The sequence below is a fragment of the Shewanella bicestrii genome (assembly GCF_002216875.1).
In the GTDB taxonomy this organism is placed as follows: domain Bacteria; phylum Pseudomonadota; class Gammaproteobacteria; order Enterobacterales; family Shewanellaceae; genus Shewanella; species Shewanella seohaensis.
This window is the reverse complement of the sequence record NZ_CP022358.1, coordinates 2819968-2840171: the sequence shown is the minus strand read 5'-3', so window position 1 is coordinate 2840171 and position 20204 is coordinate 2819968. Positions and strand designations below refer to the sequence as shown.

Here is a 20204-nt window from a genome sequence, read left to right as displayed (position 1 = left end):
TTATATCCCCTGTGATCCACAGCCAAACATCGGTTAAGCCGATGAACTTCACCCCTATTTTTGCAATAACCAGAGCTGTGAGGTGAAAGGTTTAGTGTGGCGTTTAGCGTTAATGTCAATGATAAGGATACGATAGGATGCGTTTCGATAATCAAGTGGCGTTGGTAACGGGAGCAGGCTCTGGGCTAGGGAGAGCCTATGCCATTATGTTGGCTGAGCGGGGCGCCAAATTGGTATTAGTTGACCAACCTAAGGGAAGTTCATCCCAAGGTGAGGCATTGGGGGCAACTAGCTCTTCTAACTTAGCTCATGCAACTAACGCAGAGCTGCAGCAAACCCATCAGGCCATTTTAAAGCTCGGGGCCGAATGCCTGTATTTTGAACTGGATGTTAGCCAGCAGGATGACGTCAAGGCGATGGTGAATCGCCTACAGCAAGATTGGCAACGCGTGGATATTTTGATCAATAACGCCGGGGTTTACGGCGCGTGCTCCTTCGAGCATATCCAACAAGCCGACTGGCAGCGACAGTTTGATGTGGATGTGAACGGCAGTTTTTATCTTACCCAAGCCCTGTGGCCGCTGATGAAGGCCCATGGCTATGGCCGAATTTTGATGACCACTGGGGTGTCGGCGTTGTTTGGCGACTTACATCAGGTTCCGTTCAGCGCCGCCAAGATGGCCCTCGTCGGTATGGTGAATAGCCTTTCCTTAGAGGGCGAGCAGTTTAACATCCATATCAATAGCCTGTGCCCGCAGGCGCTCACGGCCATGACAGATAAACACTTAGCCCCAGCGATCCAACCGCTATTTTCCTTTGATACGGTCACAGCGACTATGGCATTTTTAGTCAGTCGTGCCGCACCTAATGGCCAGCATCTGCTCGCGGGGGCGGGCAGTGTGAGTCATGGGATGTTTGCCGAATTTCAGTCCATCTATTTTAGTGAGGGGCTGTGTACACCCGATAAACTGGTCAAGTACTGGCCCGAGTTGCATTATGCCTTTCCGATTAATTTGCATACCTGCGGCGAAGATAAAGTGTTGGCTTGGTCAAAACAGAGTGCCCTTGAGCATCATATTAAGATTGAGTAGTGCTTTGGGCGTGCAGAAGCCACAAGATACAATAAGCTATCGACTCTCTACTGGTCAGCCCTAGTCTAACTGAGTTACCCTTGGGCATTAGTTGCTAATTTTCAGTAGGATCCCATGAGTCAGGTATTAGACGATCTCTTATCATTATTATCCCTCGAGCAAATTGAAATCGGGCTGTTTCGTGGTCAAAGCCAAGACTTAGGATTTGGGCATGTGTTTGGTGGCCAAGTGATGGGGCAGGCCCTGAGCGCCGCTAAGCAAACTGTGCCAGCCGAGCGTAAAGTGCATTCGCTACACTCTTATTTTTTACGCGCAGGGGATGAGAAACTCCCCATAGTCTATGAAGTGGAAAATATGCGCGATGGCGGCAGTTTCAGTGCCAGACGCGTGAGTGCAATACAAAAGGGGCGGCCGATTTTTCATATGACCTGCTCCTTCCAAGAACCCGAGGCGGGCTTTGACCATCAGGCCAAAATGCCTGAGGTGCCGGGTCCTGAAGGATTATTGAATCAAAACGAGCTGGCGATGACCTTAAGGGATAAAGTGCCTGCGCGCATTCTGGAAAAGTTTATGGAAGACGCGCCGATCGAGATGCGGTTAGTCAATCCTTTGCATCCCTTCGCGCCCAAAGAAACCGAACCCTATCGCTATGTGTGGCTAAGGGCGAATGGGCCAATGCCAACGGATGCCCATATTCACGAGTATTTGCTGGCCTACGCCTCTGACTTTAACTTTTTAGTCACGGCGGCTCAGCCCCATGGCGTGTCGTTTTTAACGCCGGGGATCCGCATGGCAACAATCGATCATGCTATGTGGTTCCATCGTCCAATTAATATGGGAGAATGGTTGCTCTACAGTATCGACAGTCCAACCGCCAGCGGTGGACGAGGTTATGTACGAGGCCAATTTTTTAATCAGCAGGGTGAGCTTGTCGCCTCGACGACTCAAGAGGGGCTGATCCGTATGGTAAAAGGAAGTTAATATGTTGATGAAAATAAAGTTGTTTATTTCATTTTTACTGGTGACATTTGCCTTAAGTGGCTGCGTGACGGTTCAACCCGATCCTCCGGTGGTGGTTAATGGGGCTGCGGGCTATTTGGAAAAAATTCTCCTGCCCCAAGGCAGTGAAATTACCATTGCGATTATCGATTTGAACACGCCCGGCGTCATCATTGCCCAAAAGAGCTTTAATATCGCTAGGGCGCCTGTGCCGTTTAAGTTCTTATTACCGGCGAAATCTATCGATAAACGCATTAATTACGGCGTGGTGGCGATGATCAAGTATCAGGATAAGGTGATTTTTCAAACCTATGACCGCTTCCCTGTGATTAACAATGATAAATACACCACTGAAGTATTGATGAAAGCGGTTCGCACTGAACAGTAGGCTGAATGTTTTAAAGCCTATTGGCAGGATGCGCGATTGCATTTTATCGAAAAGGGGAGTTAATCCCCTTTTTTATTGCTTGTTTTTTGCCCAGCTATTTTTTCAGTTCTATTATCCGGCGGTCTTACAATTATTGGGTGGCCATACTGCGTATTTCGTACAGAGTATTACGTACATTGCGTTTCGTATGACTGTGACTTAGATAAATAAGTACGACATTCGTTAAATAATATGCCGGTTATTTGTCCAATAAATTATCTAACTCATCACAGCCTTAATTGTGAGAAATTATGTCTGCTTGAAATTATTTCATTTAAATATGATCCGTTTTCATCTTTATTTATCAGTTTCTCATACTGTTAATTATCAATTAATAAAAGGATTTATTAATGAGTGATAATAAATTTTATTTGCTTTTTAAGCACTTGCTAAAACTCCCTTTCTTAGCATAAACCAGCTTACATTCCGTTAACCGGTAAGCGATGAATGTTTATTGGGTACGCTATTCTTATTAATTGATTTTATGGGTAATTATTCGGCTAATAAGGTGTTTCAATATGTATCATTGCGTGTTAAAACGCTGCGGTAAAGTTCTCTCAGTTACAGTCATTTTATGATATTGCTGTACTGAATAAATATTAAAAAAGGAACTTTCGGCAGTAATTTTAATATAGCGAAGGAAGCGAACATGAAAACAAAAATTGCACTAGCGGTGTCTATGGCATTGCTGTCGGCTGCGGCAAATGCGCAAACCGTATTATCGCCAACTGGTGAAACGTTACAGTTAGATATTCCAGCGGAATTATCAAATGATTCGACCCGAGGTCAATTAACCGCGGTTAACAACCAAGATGTAAAATTTATTCCTGAGCCAGATTTAGCCGAGGGAGAATATACCTATATCGTGAGATTACGTGACAGCGCGGTCGCGAATTATCAGGGGGATATTCCAGGCTTTAAGGCCACCAGCCCACAACATGTACAGTCGACCTCGCAGGCAAAAAGCACAGGTAAGACAGGTAATGTCAAACTTAATGCCGCCGCACCTGAAGTCAAAAATTACGTCAGTTTCCTCAAGGTCAAGCAAGAGCGCTTTTTAACAAGTGCCAGCGCGGCCATTGGTACCCGTCTTGAGCCGCTGACCACTTACCAATACGCCATCAACGGTGTTGCCGTGCGTATGACTCAGGCGCAAGCCATCAAACTGGCCGAATTACCTGAAGTGGTTTATATCGAGCGCGAGAAAGTCGAACAGCTCGAAACCGATGTGAGTCAGGCATTGATCGGCTCCCCAAAGGTGTGGGACGGTAGTGCAACGGGCACTAAGGCTATGGGTGAAGGCGTAATTGTGGCGATTATCGACTCAGGGATTAACTCTGATCACGCTTCTTTCGCCGATGTGGGTGAAGATGGTTACGATCACACCAACCCCTTAGGTCAAGGGATTTATGTTGGTGACTGTAAAACCGATTTTGCCAGCATGTGTAACGACAAGCTGATTGGTGTGCGCAGCTACCCTGAAATCACTGATGTCTATGATGATGAAAAGGTTTTCGGTGCGACACCGCCCGCTAAAAACGGCGAAGATTACGGTGGTCATGGCTCCCACGTTGCCAGCACTGCGGCAGGCAACATTCTGCTCAATGTACCTTATGTTGAGGGAGAAGTCGGTAAACTCGAAGGTTCGGGGATCCCGACCGGCTTAACGTTTGCGCAAATGTCCGGCGTGGCTCCCCACGCAAACATTATTGCCTATCAAGTCTGTAAGCCTGGCGATCAAGAAGATACTTACAATGGCTGTTCAACGGCGCCGATTTTAAAGGCGATTGATGATGCGATTAAAGATGGCGTGGACGTGATCAACTTCTCCATCAGTGGTGGCGGCAATCCATGGAACAGCGCGACTGAGCAGGGCTTCTTAGCGGCGCGTAATGCGGGTATTTTTGCTGCGGTTGCGGCGGGTAACACCCGGGCAAACATCGCGCAGGTGCCTTATTCATCGTCTAAAAACGCACCTTGGTATACCTCGGTGGCTAACTCGACTCACAATCGTGAAGTGGTACGTGAGCTGGAGTTTAATGGCAAGACCTTTGAATTCACCCCTGGCTCTGGCCCTGTGCAAACCGACGTTGTGAAAGGACTGCCCGTATTTGCAGGCGCAGTTGATGCGACCAATGTCGAAGGCTGTAAAGTATTCCCTGCCGATGCCTTTAAAGACAAAATTGCCGTTATCAAACGCGGTTCATGTGATTTCGCCACTAAAGTATCGGGTGCATTAACGGCGGGCGCTAAAGCGGTTATCGTGTACAACCGCGATGGTGAAGGCAATGCGCGTTTAACCATGTCGGCATTGGAGAAGTTAAATGTCCCTGCGGTATTTATTGGTAATACCGATGGCGTAGCCTTACTCGAGGCCATGGCCGCCAATCCTGCAGTAGAGCTAACTTTAACCCCGACACCGCAAGCGATTAGCCGTGAGGCCGATGTGTTATCTGCCAGTTCACTGATTGGCCCAAATGCGACCAATGATGTGATTGTGCCTTCGGTGGCTGCTCCGGGTACGGACATTTACGCTGCTTATGCTGATCAGCAATTTGGCCATGATAAATCGGGTACAAATCCTGCCGACTTTACCTTAATGTCGGGCACTTCAATGGCAAGCCCCCATGTTGCGGGTGCGGGCGCGCTGTTAAAGTCACTGCACAAGGATTGGACACCGGACAATATCCGCTCCGCATTAATGCTGACCGCTACGACTGCGCAGGCGATGAAAAAAGCCGATGCTAAAACCGTTGCCGATCCGTTCGACGTGGGTGCTGGCCGTATACGTGTGGATTTAGCGGCTAAAACGGGTTTAGTGATGGACGAAAGTGCCCTGAACTATGAAATAGCCAACCCAGTCGTGAACGGCGACCCACGTAAGTTAAACGTGCCCAGCATGGCCGATTCTCGCTGCGTGAATACCTGTACTTGGACCCGCACCGTAACTGCAACCCAAGATGGTAGTTGGACGGCGAAGGGCCAAGCGGTGACCGATAAGTTAGCATTAACAGTGTCGCCAGAAAGCTTTACCCTGAAAAAAGGCGCGAGCCAAACCATTACCGTGACCGCCGATGTGACGCAAGTGGGCGCAGATTGGGGCTTTGGCAACTTAGTGCTCGAGTCGGCAAGCTTCCCAACGGCGACTATGCCGATTGCCGCTAAGATTGGTAAGCGTAACCTGCCCAATTTAGTGAACATTGAAGCGACCCGTAATGCGGATGAAATCAATCTTGAAGGCTTAAAGGCGGTAGATTTTGCCAGCGTGGGCGCCGAAGTGACGGGCCTTAAGCTGAGCCAAACCATTGAGTCAAGCGTGAAGCAAGACTCAAACAATGCCTCATACACTGATGATCTCGCCGATGGCGTCAAAGTGTTTAAGTTTGACGTGAATGAGAATGCACTGTTCTTCCGTACCTCAATTAGTTACACCACATCGCCTGATCTCGATATGTATGTGCTGCTCGATAAAAACGATGGCAGCAAACTTGTGCGAGTGGGTTCATCGGCTAAAGACGGTTCAGAGGAAAGTGTCTTACTCAATAATCCGGTGAATGGCAGTTACTATGTGATTGTGCAAAACTACAGCGCCTCATCCGCGACGGCCGATGACGTGTTTGGTTTGAAACAATTGACCTTCTACAACAATGAAACCGCAGCGGATAACCTAACGGCGACACTTTCTGGCGACACTAAGGACTTCGACGTCAAGCTGGCGTGGAAGGACGCGCTCAAAGTGGGTGACGATGGTTTAGCCATGCTGACCCTCACCACGGGTGATGACAAAGTGGCGCCAGTGAAGTTACCCGTTATCTTTGAACGTGTCGGTGATGATGTGCTATCGCCTCTGGGCAATGCGCTAAGTGGTCAGTTGACACCGGGCGTGGCTAAGGTGATGAAATCCCGCATCGAAGCCAACAGAACCCAAGAAACACGTGTGTATAACTTAGAAGCTATGCTGCCTGAAGGCCATGAAGTGGCTAACATCAGCCATGACGGTAAGCAAGATGGTAATAAGATCACTTGGACGGTCGAGATGCCATCGGGCGCTGACGCGAAAGACATCAGCTTTGAGTTGGTTCCACGCAAGGCGAGTGTCGATAATCAGTTAAGTCTGACAAACAAGGTCAACAATGCCTCGTCAGAAACCCTGACTCAAAGTTACCTGTTTGATGTGTCTGAAGTGGCGCCAGTTGCTAAGGTTGACGCGCCAACCACAGTCCAAGAAGGTAAGCCGCTGTTTATCGATGCGAGCAAATCATCGGATGCGAACAATGATCCGCTGACCTACAAGTGGACTCAGTTAGGTGGCACCAGCTTTAATTTTGATCCCGCAGCGGCCAAATTAAACTTAGTGGCGCCAAGTGTGAATGGTGCGGCTCAAACCGTGTCATTCCAACTGACGGTATCCGATAACCACGGCAACAGCGATTCGAGCTTAGTGTCGGTATCGATTACCGATACTCCGCCGAAGAAGGGTGACGGTGGTGCTTTAGGCTGGTTAAGTTTATTACTGCTGCCATTTGCCTTTGGTCGCCGTAAACAGCGTTAATTTGCGATGAGTTAAATGATTTCAACTTAAGCGTTAGGTGACGCATTAAAAGGGCCGAGCAATCGGCCCTTTTTATTGCTTTGCGTTAACGGTTTTTCATTAAAAATTCCACAAAGGCGCGGTCGGCTTGGCTGACGGGGCGCTGCTTTTTCCACGCGATATGCAGATTTAAAAACACCGGTGGGTCAAAGGGTTTGGCGAGAATGTCGTCTTTTGGGCTGATGGCCATTTCGAGCACGCTAGTGATCCCAAATCCCTGGGAGACAATCTGTTTAATTAAGTTAATCAGGTTAGTCTCAAAGGCAATATTGGGCTTTTTACCCAATTCTTTGGCTTGAGAGAGGATCCATTCCCGGTGGAAATAGCCAGTTTTAAACATCACTAATTCATGGTCAAAGAAGTCGTTGAGGCTGACGGCAGGATGATCGGCGAGCGGGTGCTCGGCGCCCATGGCGATCACCATCTGCTCACGGATCAACAATTGGCTATCGAAGTCACTCTGTAAATCTTGGGCGGTAATGATGGCGATATCCACTTCTTCCTGCTGTAACATCCGTAGCGCGTCACGGGTACCGCCTTCAAACAGTGACAGCTTTAGCTCGGGATATTGATGGCGAAAGGCCATAAGTCGAGAGGGCAGATAGAAGGAGCCCAGCATGCCAGGCACCGCGATCCTAACTTCCCCTGAGGTGAGATTCGCCATGGCGCGGATTTGCGCTTCGGCCTGTTTGATTTGTTTTAGGATCAAAGTGGCATGTTGATGCAGTACTAAGCCTTCGGCGGTGAGCGCGAGGTGCTTGTCATTCTTATTGCTGGTGCGATTAATCAGTGTCACCCCAAGCGACTGCTCGAGCCGTTTAATGCTTTGGCTTAGGGCAGGTTGCGCCATATTGAGCTTCTTGGCCGCGGCGGTAAAACTGCCGGTATTGGCCAGTGCATCTAAATGTTTAAGTTGGCGTATGTCCATGATGATTCGTCTTTTATGCTGGATGGTACTTATGCTCAAGGGCACTTATGCACGATTCTACTTATGCTTGAGGGCACAGTGCTTTAAGGGCATTAACAATGTGCCACAACCCAGTCCTGTCGTATCTCGCATGGTTTGACCGATAACAGGGCGTATCGCAATTGTTAGCTATAACAAAAATCAATAATTTCAATATAAATTATCTATTATTGTTATGTTATGCCCAGTGCTAATCTTTGTCTATCCTGAGAGTGATGCGTTATCGAGGCCAAAAGTGCAAGCCGTGTTAGACACTATTATCGACAGTAAACAACGTGATACCCGACTGATGTGGGCCCTGTGTGTGGCTTCCGTGGTGGTGTATATCAATCTGTATTTGATGCAGGGTATGTTACCGCTGATCGCCGAGCATTTTGCGGTATCTGGCTCTAAGGCTACGCTTATCCTTTCGGTCACCAGCTTTTCGCTGGCGTTTTCGCTGTTAATTTATGCGGTTGTATCCGACAGAATTGGCCGCCACACGCCGATTGTCGTGAGTCTCTGGCTACTGGTGCTGTCGAATCTGCTGTTGATTTGGGCTGGGGATTTTAATGCTCTTGTCTACGTCCGCTTTTTACAGGGCGTGCTGTTAGCGGCGGTGCCCGCCATTGCCATGGCCTATTTTAAGGAGCAACTCTCGCCAAGCACTATGCTCAAAGCCGCGGGTATTTATATCATGGCCAACAGTATCGGCGGGATTGTCGGTCGGTTACTGGGCGGGGTGATGTCGCAGTTTTTATCTTGGCAAGAGTCCATGTGGCTGCTGTTTTTAGTCACGCTTGCGGGCGTTGCCTTAACCAGTTATTTATTGCCTTCAGGCGCCGATGCGCAGGCGGTATCGGGCGGACAAACCACCTCGCCAACACTGTCAAAACGGGCACGTTTATTACAGGATATTTATGGCTTTAGCCATCACCTAACCGATCCGCAAATGCGTTTAGCCTATGCCATCGGTGGGATCACTTTTATGATGATGGTGAATCAATTTAGCTTTATTCAGCTGCATTTGATGGCCGCGCCTTATGAGTGGAGCCGTTTCCAAGCGACGTTGATCTTCCTGTGTTATTCCAGTGGTACCGTGGCTTCTTATTTTACCGCCAAGTGGCTGGCAAAATTTGGTCAGCACAAGTTATACCAATGGTCTTGGTGCTTGATGTTACTGGGCAGTTTATTGACCCTGTTCGATACGCCAGTCACGATTAGCCTAGGCTTTTTGATGACGGCCTGTGGCTTCTTCTTAACCCACAGCTGCTGCAACTCCTTTGTGGCGATGCGCGCAAGCCGCGACCGCGCTAAGGCGACTTCGCTGTATTTGTGTTGCTATTACTTAGGCGCCGCGCTGGGCGGGCCTTACCTGATGCTGTTTTGGCATAAAGCCGAGTGGCAGGGAGTGGTGATGGGATCATTAACACTCCTTGCATTAATCGCCTTAGCTATCGGTCGGTTGCGTTATCACCAAACCCAGATGAGCTGCGTGACGCTGTAGTTTGCTAGGCTGGTTGGCGCAGCTCTTCGCCATAGATTTAATATTTGATAAACGCTTAGGCCAACGACTACCGTTGGCCTTTTTGTACACCTAATTTGCCCTCGCGGGTATTCGCGTTAAACCGATACATACAGTCGAGCGCGACATTTCTGCTGCCTTATCTGGCAACCATTTCCTTATCTCTCATTGCGCGATTTCCGCATTTTTGGAGTTTTAGGCAAGTAACCACGAGTTTCATGGCTTCAACATCGTGGTCATTTTGTCGACAATTTCAGCATGAGTTGCCGCGACACTTAACTCATCTCGCTTAAGCGACATGTCTGTTCCCTATTAAGGGCTGAATATGAAGGCATCAAACGGCGCGCAGTTTTTGGCGGCATGGCTGATAACGGCATTGTTGATAAATACAAGCTTACCGGCCTTTGCGGCAACATCGGGCCATCATGGTGATTTATCCCATGGTGCTAACAATTTTATCGGAGTGAAACCCTGACTATGCAAAAAGTAACTTTTCCAAATCAATACAAGATGAATGTCACGGGCAATCTTTATTTGCCTAAGGATATGAAGGCAGGCGAAAAACGCGCCGCCATTATCGTAGGCCACCCTATGGGTGCGGTAAAAGAACAAAGCGCGGTGCTCTATGCCCAGCAACTGGCCGATCGTGGTTTTGTAACTCTTGCCATCGACTTATCCTTCTGGGGTGAGAGTGAGGGCAATCCACGTAATGCCGTGCTGCCGGACATGTACGCTGAAGACTTTAGCGCTGCGGTAGACTTTCTGGGCACTAGCGAGTTTGCCGACAGAGAGCGCATTGGCGTGCTCGGGATCTGTGGCAGCGGTAGTTTTGCCATTAGCGCCGCGAAAATCGATCCTCGCATGAAAGCCATTGCTACCGTCAGCATGTATGACATGGGCGGATTTAGCCGTCATCTCTATGGCAAGTCGTTGACCTTAGCGCAGCGCCAACACATGATCGCCGAGGCGGCCGTGCAGCGTTATGTGGAGTTTAGCGGCGGTCAAACCCAATACACCGGCGGCACGCCCCATGAAATCGATGAAAACTCTCACCCCATTGCTAAGGAGTTTTATGATTTCTATCGCACCCCAAGGGGAGAGTTTACGCCAGCGGGATCATCGCCTGAGCTGACGACGCATCCGACCCTGAGCAGTAACACTAAGTTTATGAATTTCTATCCATTTAACGATATTGAGTCTATTTCTCCGCGCCCCTTGTTATTTGTTGCTGGCGATGAAGCGCACTCACTGGAGTTTAGCCAAGAAGCCTACAGCCTAGCGGCGGAGCCTAAAGAACTCTATCTGGTAAAAGGTGCTGGCCATGTTGACTTGTATGACAGAGTGAACCTGATCCCCTTCGATAAGTTGACGCAATTTTTCACTCAATATCTGTAAGTTAGCTCACGGGCCAGCGCTTTTGCTGGCCTTGATTATTTCTCGCAGAAGCGTGTCATTTTACGTTTCTGCCTCAATCCACAGGGGATGAAATATGCAAACCATTGGATATGCCGCAGCATCGGCGCAAAGCCCGCTAGAACCTTATCACTATGAGTGCCGTGAATTACGGGACAACGATGTCGCGATCGAAATTCTCTATAGCGGCGTCTGCCATAGCGATTTACACACAGTGAAAAACGACTGGGGCTGGACGGTTTATCCTACTGTACCAGGCCATGAAATCGTTGGCCGCGTGGTGCAAGTGGGCTGCCAAGTGAACAAATACAAGGTGGGCGATCATGTCGCTGTGGGCTGTATGGTCGACAGTTGTCAGGAATGTACCCACTGTCACCATGGTGAAGAGCAATTCTGTGAGCAGGGTTTTACCCAAACCTACAACAGTGCCGATAGGCATACCCAAGAGCTTACCAAGGGCGGCTATGCCAAGCATATCGTAGTGCGCCAAGAGTTTGTGCTGAGTATTCCGGCATCGCTCGACCTTGCTAAAGTCGCGCCCTTACTCTGTGCGGGGATCACCACCTATTCGCCGTTAAGAACTTGGAAGGTTGGGCCTGGCAGTCAAGTTACTGTTATTGGTATGGGCGGTTTAGGCCATATGGCGATCAAACTTGCGGCCGCGATGGGCGCCCATGTGACTGTACTGAGCCGCTCGGAAAGTAAGCGTAGCGATGCGCTCGAACTCGGTGCGAGTGACTTTTTGATCTCTTCAGATCTTGAGCGCATGCAGCAAGCCGCCAATCGCTTCGAGCTTATCATCGATACAGTGCCAACAAAGCATGACATTACCCCATACCTGCCATTATTGAATGTGGATGGCACGCTCACCTTAGTCGGTCAAGTGGGACCGATTGCCGAAGTGAATACTGTGCCTATGGTGATGGGACGTCGCCGTATTGCCGCCTCACTCATTGGTGGCATTGCCGAGACTCAAGAGATGCTCGATTTTTGCGGCCGAATGAACATTTTGCCAGAGGTCGAGATGATCAAAATGGAGCAGATTAATGAAGCCTTCGAGCGTCTGGAGAAATCCGACGTGCATTACCGATTTGTGATCGATATGCAGGCATCTTCCTTCTAGGCTTAAGAAGATTATTTCATTTGTTAAAAGGGCGGTTTGCGGACCATTCCACATGCCGCCATCAGTTTTAAATCAGCTTAAGACAACGTTAGCAAAGGAGTTTTTGATGAATAGCTTAGAAACAGCATCCATGACACTGATCCCCGCGGGATCACAACAACCGATTAAAGGACCGAGTGAATGGTTTACCGGTGAGGTGGTGATCAGCAGCTTATTTAATGCGCCGCCACCAGCGCGGGTGGGTATGGCCGTAGTGAACTTTTCCGCGGGCGCGCGAACCCATTGGCATAGCCATCCACTCGGGCAAATGCTATTGGTCACCCAAGGTGAAGGCTGGACCCAGTGTGAAGGGGGGGAGCGCACCACCATTCGCCCAGGGGATTTGATTTGGTGTAATTGTGGTAAGCGCCATTGGCATGGTGCAACAGCATCATCTTCCATGCAGCATGTGGCCGTTCAAGAGGCGCTTGATGGTAAACCGGTCGATTGGTTTGAACTCGTTACTGATACTGTGTACTTAAATGGCGGCAGTGTCGGCGAGTAACTTAATCACTGGCGCAAGTGCACGACATTAAAACAAAATAAAAAGGCGAACTCAGTGTCGCCTTTTTTGCTTTTGATGTTGTGCTTTTGATGGTTAGGGCTGTTTATCGAACACCACATCGAGATCGTTGCCGCTAAGCAGTTCGACAAATTCTTCACTCATTGCTTTGCTCATCTCTTTACTCGTCTCGTTACTAAGAGTGCCGAGCGGTATTAAGCCATCGGCATACCCATAGTCCCTATAAAACAGAGCTAAGTTACCCCAAGGGGCATAATAGGTGATATCGCCACGCTTAGCGCTGGTGCCTTTGGGGGCCTGCGTTTTGGTGAGCTTTTGCTCGAGCATGGCGATTTTTTCTGTATTGCCATAGTCCTTAAGCGTTAGCTTTAGGGGTAAGCTGGCGTAGAAATCCTTTGCCGTTGGATTATCGAGGAGGGTAAATCGATACGCTTTACCGTTTGCGGTCACACTAATGTTCATCGAAGTCTCCCTAGATTGTGTCATGGCGTTTTTAGCTTGATTTGGTTTAACTTGCTTTGGTTTAGCTTGCTTTGGCGAAGAGTCGCTAAGCTTCATTCAGGGCTTGTCGTATTGTGCTGGGGAGACACTTTCTAGCCATGTGACCACCTTACCCGCGTTGGCTTCTTGTAGGGCGATATGCGTCATGGGCGTGTTGCTCGTCGCGCCATGCCAATGTTTGACATTCGCAGGGATCTGCACCACATCCCCAGGGTGAATTTCAAGGCGTGTTTGGCCTTCTTGCTGTACCCAACCCATTCCAGAGGTGACGATTAAGGTTTGCCCCACGGGATGAGTATGCCAATGGGTGCGACTGCCCGGCTCAAAGGTGACTAAGGCGCCAGATGCGCGACCTTCGCCCTTGGCTTGGAATAAAGGCTCAACGCGCACTGGGCCGGTAAAATAGTCTTCGAGCCCTGTCACAGGGAGTTGAGTGCCATTGCGGGCAATACTGATTTGCTCAGCAGCTATCACGGTTTTAGGCTTTGTCCCTGATACAGGCACTGATGCTGGCACTGACTCAGCTGCCTGAACGCCAAGCGTTAACAATAGCAGGGAGCCTAATCCAAAATGCATGGGTTTCATCGATTCATCCTTATTCAATGGCTAAAAAATCACTTATTCGGATCCTTTATTCTTGCCGCTTGCAGGCGCGCAGGGTAGTTCATTCGTCGGTAATGCTTGCCTAATTCTCCAAGAGTTAGGCATTTCGTATGCTAACGCGATAAGTTGCGAGTAAGATAAATTAGAAGGACTAATACCTTGCGATACTGGAGGAAAACGAATGATGCAAGATGAAGAAATGATGGCCTGTTTATCCCAAGGGCTTGCCGACAATGTGGCCAAAAGAACCCTTGGCGTCGAATGGGCATCGTCTGAGGTCGAGGGGCTCGAGTTTTATCGGCAGAATGCGCCCACCTCCAATTCGGTCTGTATTGTCGAGCCAAGTATTGCGGTTGTGGTGCAAGGGACGAAGAGCATGACCTTGGGAGAGCAAGTATTGATCTACGATCCGAGTCGATTCTTAATCACTTCTTTAGAGTTACCCGCCACCATGCAAGTGTTAGAGGCAAGTGCTGAAAAACCTTACCTCGGTGTTGTGCTAAAACTCGATTTGGCGGTGATGAGTGACTTAATGTTGCAAACGCCCTTGGCGAGGCAAAAGGATACGGTTACCGATCAAGGTATGATTTTAGGCCATTCCACCCCAAACTTGTTGAATGCTTTCAGCCGGTTAGTCGCCTTACTCGATGAGCCTGAGTCGATTCCTGTGCTCGCGCCTATGATTAAAAGAGAGATTTACTGGCGTGTGCTTATCAGTGAGCAGGGCGCGCGCTTAAGACAAATAGTCTCGGCGGGCAGCCATGGTTTACGCATCGCCCATTCTATCGAATGGCTGAAGGTGAATTTTGCCCAGCATTTTAGCATTGATGATTTAGCCGATATGACCCGAATGAGTAAATCGACCTTTCACCATCATTTTCGCCAATTGACCTCGATGAGTCCGCTGCAATATCAAAAACGGTTACGTTTGATGGAGGCTCGCCGATTGATGTTAAGCGAGAGCATAGATGCCGCCGCAGCCGCCTATCGTGTCGGCTATGAGAGTCCATCGCAATTTTCCCGCGAATACTCGCGTCTGTTTGGCAATTCCCCCAAACGAGATGTCGATATCCACTGGTTATCATCGACCTAAGCTAAGCAAGTAAGCTAAGCAAGTAAGCTAGACACGATAACCTAGAGCCACGGATGTGGAATAAGTGATTGGGCTTAAGTGGTTTGGAGTGAGTGATTTGGTTTAAGCACGACTGGGTTACATGGCTTGGAGTCAGTCGTACCAAACAGGCTGATTGTGAGAGCAAAGGCCTGAGTGTGTAAGTTATTCGTAACAAACGAAATCGTTTAAATGATTTATTATGTGCGCTGCCTCATGGTAGGCTTACTTACTCAAGAGACTGCTTAAGTGGCGAGAGCCGCAGACTGGATTTGATGTCAGTCCATCCAATAGATCAAGGTAAAACAACCCCATGACCCAAGCCAAATTCGTTGAAGGTTCGATTCTTCGTCATATCCTCGTGATGAGTTCGACCGCCGCCGTGGGGATTTCTGCCTTATTTGTGGTCGATTTACTCGATATTTTCTTCTTAAGTTTACTCGGCGAACATGAACTGGCCGCGGCGGTGGGCTATGCGGGCAGTATTTCGTTTTTTACGACCTCTATCGGTATCGGCCTGTCGATTGCGCTCGGGGCGTTAGTTTCCCGCTCGATTGGTGCAAAGGATGTGGAGCTGGCTAAACGCCTCTTGCTCAATAGTGCGGCGGTGACCACCTTAATCAGCCTTTTTGTGAGTGTGGTGGTGACCTGTTTTATCCCCGAATTAGTGACTTTGGTAGGGGCGAGCGGCCATACCGCGGAACTTGCCGAGAGTTATCTGTACATTTTGGTGCCTTCTTTACCCTTTATTTGCCTTGCGATGGCCCTTGGCGGCGCGCTGCGTGCCGTTGGGGATGCGAAGCTGTCGATGATGTCGACCTTAGCGGGCGGCGGCGTTAATGCGGTGCTGGATCCGATTTTTATTTTCCTGTTTGCCATGGGGATTGAAGGCGCGGCACTGGCGTCGGTGCTTGCCCGTATCGCGGTCTTTATCATTGCCGGGCGCGGTGTAGTGGTAAAACATCAACTGCTGGGCAAATTTAACTTCAGCTATTTTGTTGCCGATCTCAAACCGATTTTCGCCATAGCCGGGCCTGCCATGCTGACGAATATCGCTACGCCCATTGGTAACGCCTTTGTGACCCGCGCGATTGCGGATTTTGGTGATGCCTATGTGGCCGGTTGGGCGGTGCTTGGCAGGTTAGTCCCGGTCACCTTTGGGATGATTTTTGCGTTATCCGGCGCCATTGGGCCGATTGTTGGGCAAAACTTTGGGGCGGGCCGATTCGACCGGGTGCGCGAAAGTTTAACCAAGGCGATTCAATTTTGTACCTTGTATGTGGTAGTGATGTCGCTGCTACTGTTCTTGCTCAAATCGCAGGTGGTGAGCCTGTTCGATATGAAAGGTGATAGCGCGGCGCTTATCGAGTTTTTCTGTAGCTACATCGCGGTGTTTTTTACCTTCTCTGGCATTTTATTTGTGGCCAATGCTTCGTTTAATAATCTGGGCAAAGCCAAATATTCCACCCTGTTTAACGTCGGTAAAGCCACATTAGGCACTGTGCCATTTGTGTATTTTGGCGCTCAGTGGGGCGGGGTATACGGTGTGTTAATCGGCCAAGTATTGGGCTCGATTCTGTTTGGGATCATGGGTGTATGGGTGGCCTATCGATTAGTCGATAAAGTCGCACTGGCAAGCCGCGTGAACGCAGCACAGCCCTTGGGGAGCGATACCGAAGAGGCGCAGGCCAAGTGCCAGCAACTGCTGGCGGGGGATGAGGAAGAAATTGCTAATTGTGTTGGCCAAAATCTGCCTTCATCTACGAGTCCGTTTTCATCCTCCCATGTACAAATGGGCCAATTGACCGAAGAGCAGGAATGCGAGGCGGCAACGGCTGCGGTGGATTTTGATAAAGCAAAACCCAATACGCCGTAACGCCTTAGATAACCATCTTGGTAATCATAAAGAGTCATAAAAACTGATAAAACATAAAGGCCACTGAAAAGTGGCCTTTATGTTTGGCATATCCGCATTCACGGGAAAGCGTTTTATGCGAGTAAGAACATTCTGAGCGTCACGACACAAAGCGGCTTAGCTCGCAGCCTTATCTTCCGCACTTGAAGCGTCGGCACCTGCGATCTCTTGCGCTACTTCTAAAGCCACAGCTTCTGGCGTTTCGGCTTCGAGACGCGCGCGCTCCGCTTTAGAAATATAACGCGGTTTTGCACCCACTTTGGGTTTCTCGATTTTGTTTTGTTTGGCTTTTTCGCGCTTAGCCATCTTCTTAACGATCTTTTGCTTCTTGTTCATAACATCTCTAATTCGGTTTTTGCCTATACAGGCTGAGTCCAGTGGCTCAATTAAAGCTGGATTCTAACTGAATATTGCCAATCTCTCCATGTTTTGCTGTTGCCTAAGAGGATGGTGGCTAAGTTTTAGCTGGATATTATCGCGCTAAAGTATGAGTTATTTTGTTTACCGTACTGTTCACCCATGGCCATAACCGCTATATTGACGACCAGTAAAGTATTGACCTTTAAACGGTTTAAGTAAATAAATGCAGATTTAACAGTCGTTAAGTTCCGCATACTACGTGAGTGTTTGTTATGGAGGCGCTTTGTTAACCAAAATCACTTTCTTTGAGCGTTTCGAGCCGGACATTTTATCGGGAGCTAAGACCATTACCTTAAGGGATGAAGCCGAGTCCCATGTGTTCGCCGGACAAATTTTGCCAGTATCGACCTTTGAAGCTGACCGTTGGTTTTGTGATATCAAGGTCATTGAGGTTGTGCCTGTGTTGTTTTCTGCGCTGACAGAGCAACATGCAGCGCAGGAGAATATGACGCTGCCAGAGCTGCGCCGAGTGATCCAAGAGATTTATCCCGGCCTTGAGCAGTTATTTCAAATTCGCTTTTGTGTTGTTCGATAAAAATAAAAATATTATTTACAAGGAGTTGGAATGAAAGTCTTAACGTTGAAGGTGCCCTTAATGTTGATGTTAGCCGTGAGTACCTTATCGGCTTGTAGCATCGCCCCCTATAAGGTAAACCTTGATACCAATCATCAAGAAAAACTTGACGATGCGAAGTTAGTGGTTGATTTATCAAGTAAACAATTAGGTGCACAATATCATCTCTATGGTGCGTCCGGTGGTACATTGAGCGCTGCGGGTGTCACAGCAGGTGCACTTGGTGGATTAATTGTAGGTTTGACAGAGGTGGCAATTAACGAGTCCCGAGAGTCCGATGCTGAAGAGGCAATTGTCAAAATTAGAGAGCTGCTGGCAGGAGATACTTTAAAAAAAGCGTATGAAAAACAGTATCAAATGCTAATAACGACCCTACCTCAACTCGCCGATAATCCTGTGAAGGTTTACGATGAATGGCCTTCAAAGGGCGTGAAAGGATTAGGATTAGGTCCTGAGGATATTGCATTGATCCTCACGCCAGAATATAGCTTAACACCTGATAACACTATGTTGCATGTCATGTTACAGGTGCAAATGTATCAAGGTGCAGCGAAAGGGGCAAAGCCACAGCTGCTTTACCAAAATCGGTTCCTATATCAGTCAAAATCCAATCGCTATGTTGATAGGTTCCGCACAGAGGAAGAAAAGCAGGAATATCTTGCTCAAGTGAATGCTAAGTACGCCAAATTGCCCGATGGTACGCGTGAACGTTTAAGGGAAATAAAAAAACGTGATAAAGCCTTGGCTGCAGTAAATGAGCCTTTGGACGAACAAGCGCTAGCGGCAAAACAGGCTAAGATTTGGCTCGCGGACGATGGTCTGCAATTGCGTAAATATCTAGAAGAAGGGGTTCAGGAAGTATTTAATATGTTTGCTTATGATGTTGCGGAGCAAACAGATTTTTCAAAGGGAAAAATGTTTCCCATTGCTTTCCGTTCTTTCTCGAATACCGCAGGCGAGCGTCGTTGGTATCGTTTAGGGGATGATTATACAAAAGGTATTTTGTTATCTCTCAATGGAACTGATTTTTTCAGAGGAGCACAAACTGCGCAAGGGAAGGTGATTGTCGCTCCCTTAAGGCAGTAGATTTATCTAAAAAGAAAGGCTGCAATTGCAGCCTTTCTTTTTAAAAATGACCCGTCCTAAATAGCGTTGACACTTTTCAAACTCATTTTGGAGAGTGTAATGACTTCAACAATTAAACGAACTCAACGCGATTATTCCCTCGCTTTTAAATTGGCGGTTGTCGACCAAGTGGAAAAAGGCGAGCTGACCTATAAGCAGGCGCAAGACAAGTACGGTATTCAAGGTTGCTCCACCGTGTTAGTGTGGTTACGCAAGCATGGCAAACTGGATTGGTCCCTAGGGACGCCGCCAACATCAATGCGAGGACAGTTGATGACTGAACCCACCACGCTCACCCCCGAGCAAAAGATAAAAGCCCTCGAAGCCGAACTGGAAGATACCCGCATGAAAGCGGCGTTCTTCGAAGCCATTGTCGAAAAACTCAGAACTGACTACGGGATATCCGTCGTAAAAAAGCCACCCGCGAAACGCTCCAAGAAAAAACGGCCATAGGTTATGGCGTCACCCAATGCTGTCGTTACCTTGGCATCAGTCGCCAGGCGTATTATCAACAATGCCAGCGGCAAACAGAATGGGAGCAAAGGGAGCAACAGGTGGTGCAAATGGTACAATATGAACGGCTACTTCAACCGCGAGTCGGTACGCGTAAACTGCAGTATTTACTCAACAAAATGCATCAAATAGTGATAGGACGAGACCGGTTATTTCGCTGTCTTAGGGCGCATCGTTTGTTGGTCACGCCTAAGCGGGCGTACCATAAAACGACCCATAGCCATCATCGATTTAGGTGTCATCCCAACTTGCTTAAGCCCAGCGAGCAGCAAGTAGACATCAGCCGCTCAGAGCAAGTCTGGGTGGCGGATATTACCTATCTGCCACTGCAAGATAATGAAGCCTATTTAAGCTTGGTGACCGATGCCTGGTCACGAAAAATCGTGGGCTATCATGTTGATGATAATCTTAAAACAGACGGGGTGCTAACGGCCTACAAACGGGCGCTGAAGCAGCGACAAGATAAAAGTAAACCGCTGATACACCACTCAGACTGAGGGATACAGTACTGCTCAAACGCGTATCAAGCGGTTCACGCACAACATGGCGTGACATGCTCAATGACAGACGGATATGACTGCTATCAAAATGCCTTAGCAGAGCGAGTGAATGGCATCTTGAAGCAGGAGTTTTTAACACATAAGCCCGCAACGCTGGAGGAGGCGCGACAAATGGTGACAGAAGCGGTAGCCATCTATAATCAACGGCGGCCACATTTGGCCTTAAAATACAAAACGCCCGATGAGGTTCATCGAGCGTTTTAGG

General features: G+C 48.5%; 16 protein-coding genes and 1 pseudogene. 13 read left to right on the top strand and 4 right to left on the bottom strand.

Features of this window, described 5'->3' with window-relative positions; translation table 11 throughout:
* Positions 1-137 precede the first annotated feature (137 nt).
* The 4 genes from CF168_RS12300 to CF168_RS12285 all read left to right on the top strand — a co-directional run bounded on the left by CF168_RS12300 (position 138) and on the right by CF168_RS12285 (position 7069).
* A complete protein-coding gene (locus CF168_RS12300; RefSeq protein WP_089068013.1) occupies positions 138-1091 on the top strand; it encodes an SDR family NAD(P)-dependent oxidoreductase in 954 nt (317 codons plus the stop codon).
* A gap of 114 nt (positions 1092-1205) precedes the next feature.
* A complete protein-coding gene (gene tesB, locus CF168_RS12295) occupies positions 1206-2072 on the top strand; it encodes an acyl-CoA thioesterase II (RefSeq protein WP_023265842.1) in 867 nt (288 codons plus the stop codon).
* A 1-nt stretch (position 2073) separates the two neighbouring features.
* Complete coding sequence (locus CF168_RS12290; RefSeq protein ID WP_089068012.1) at positions 2074-2478, top strand: YbaY family lipoprotein; 405 nt, start codon at positions 2074-2076, stop codon at positions 2476-2478.
* A gap of 688 nt (positions 2479-3166) precedes the next feature.
* Positions 3167-7069, top strand: coding sequence for a S8 family serine peptidase (locus CF168_RS12285; RefSeq protein ID WP_089068011.1), 3903 nt, complete (start codon positions 3167-3169; stop codon positions 7067-7069).
* Between the two features lie 85 nt (positions 7070-7154).
* On the opposite strand, the gene CF168_RS12280 is transcribed toward CF168_RS12285, so the two are convergent.
* On the bottom strand, positions 7155-8036 hold the full coding sequence (locus tag CF168_RS12280; RefSeq protein WP_011622400.1) for a LysR family transcriptional regulator: 882 nt from the start codon (positions 8034-8036) through the stop codon (positions 7155-7157).
* Positions 8037-8310: 274 nt separating this feature from the next.
* Between CF168_RS12280 and CF168_RS12275 the strand changes: the two genes are divergently transcribed.
* The 4 genes from CF168_RS12275 to CF168_RS12260 all read left to right on the top strand — a co-directional run bounded on the left by CF168_RS12275 (position 8311) and on the right by CF168_RS12260 (position 12659).
* Positions 8311-9561: an MFS transporter gene (locus CF168_RS12275; protein ID WP_089068010.1), complete on the top strand. Its 1251-nt coding sequence runs from the start codon at positions 8311-8313 to the stop codon at positions 9559-9561.
* Positions 9562-10056: 495 nt separating this feature from the next.
* Positions 10057-10974, top strand: a complete 918-nt coding sequence (locus CF168_RS12270) for an alpha/beta hydrolase (RefSeq protein WP_240520025.1) — start codon at positions 10057-10059, stop codon at positions 10972-10974.
* 94 nt (positions 10975-11068) lie between these two features.
* On the top strand, positions 11069-12115 hold the full coding sequence (locus CF168_RS12265) for an NAD(P)-dependent alcohol dehydrogenase (protein ID WP_089068009.1): 1047 nt from the start codon (positions 11069-11071) through the stop codon (positions 12113-12115).
* Positions 12116-12221: 106 nt separating this feature from the next.
* Complete coding sequence (locus CF168_RS12260; protein WP_089068008.1) at positions 12222-12659, top strand: (R)-mandelonitrile lyase; 438 nt, start codon at positions 12222-12224, stop codon at positions 12657-12659.
* 93 nt (positions 12660-12752) lie between these two features.
* Here CF168_RS12260 and CF168_RS12255 read toward each other — a convergent pair whose 3' ends face one another.
* Positions 12753-13139, bottom strand: a complete 387-nt coding sequence (locus CF168_RS12255) for a cyclophilin-like fold protein (protein WP_167373630.1) — start codon at positions 13137-13139, stop codon at positions 12753-12755.
* Positions 13140-13235: 96 nt separating this feature from the next.
* Positions 13236-13763: a (R)-mandelonitrile lyase gene (locus CF168_RS12250; RefSeq protein ID WP_206191644.1), complete on the bottom strand. Its 528-nt coding sequence runs from the start codon at positions 13761-13763 to the stop codon at positions 13236-13238.
* A gap of 199 nt (positions 13764-13962) precedes the next feature.
* Here CF168_RS12250 and CF168_RS12245 point away from each other — a divergent pair, with 199 nt between their 5' ends.
* Positions 13963-14874 carry an AraC family transcriptional regulator gene (locus CF168_RS12245; RefSeq protein WP_240520024.1) on the top strand — a complete coding sequence of 304 codons (912 nt, stop codon included), beginning with the start codon at positions 13963-13965 and terminating at the stop codon, positions 14872-14874.
* Positions 14875-15205: 331 nt separating this feature from the next.
* Positions 15206-16768 (top strand): MATE family efflux transporter, encoded by a 1563-nt coding sequence (locus tag CF168_RS12240; RefSeq protein WP_089068007.1) that lies wholly within the window; start codon positions 15206-15208, stop codon positions 16766-16768.
* A gap of 156 nt (positions 16769-16924) precedes the next feature.
* Here the strand turns inward: CF168_RS12240 and CF168_RS12235 are convergent, their stop codons facing one another.
* A complete protein-coding gene (locus tag CF168_RS12235; RefSeq protein ID WP_086904038.1) occupies positions 16925-17143 on the bottom strand; it encodes a DUF2986 domain-containing protein in 219 nt (72 codons plus the stop codon).
* 307 nt (positions 17144-17450) lie between these two features.
* Here CF168_RS12235 and yqfB point away from each other — a divergent pair, with 307 nt between their 5' ends.
* From yqfB to CF168_RS12220, 3 genes and pseudogenes are all read left to right on the top strand, one after another.
* Complete coding sequence (gene yqfB / locus CF168_RS12230; protein ID WP_086904039.1) at positions 17451-17762, top strand: N(4)-acetylcytidine aminohydrolase; 312 nt, start codon at positions 17451-17453, stop codon at positions 17760-17762.
* 30 nt (positions 17763-17792) lie between these two features.
* The gene (locus tag CF168_RS12225) at positions 17793-18887 is read left to right on the top strand and encodes a hypothetical protein (RefSeq protein WP_086904040.1); all 1095 of its coding nucleotides are present in this window, start codon (positions 17793-17795) and stop codon (positions 18885-18887) included.
* A 99-nt stretch (positions 18888-18986) separates the two neighbouring features.
* Positions 18987-20203, top strand: a pseudogene (locus CF168_RS12220) (IS3 family transposase).
* Position 20204 lies beyond the last annotated feature (1 nt).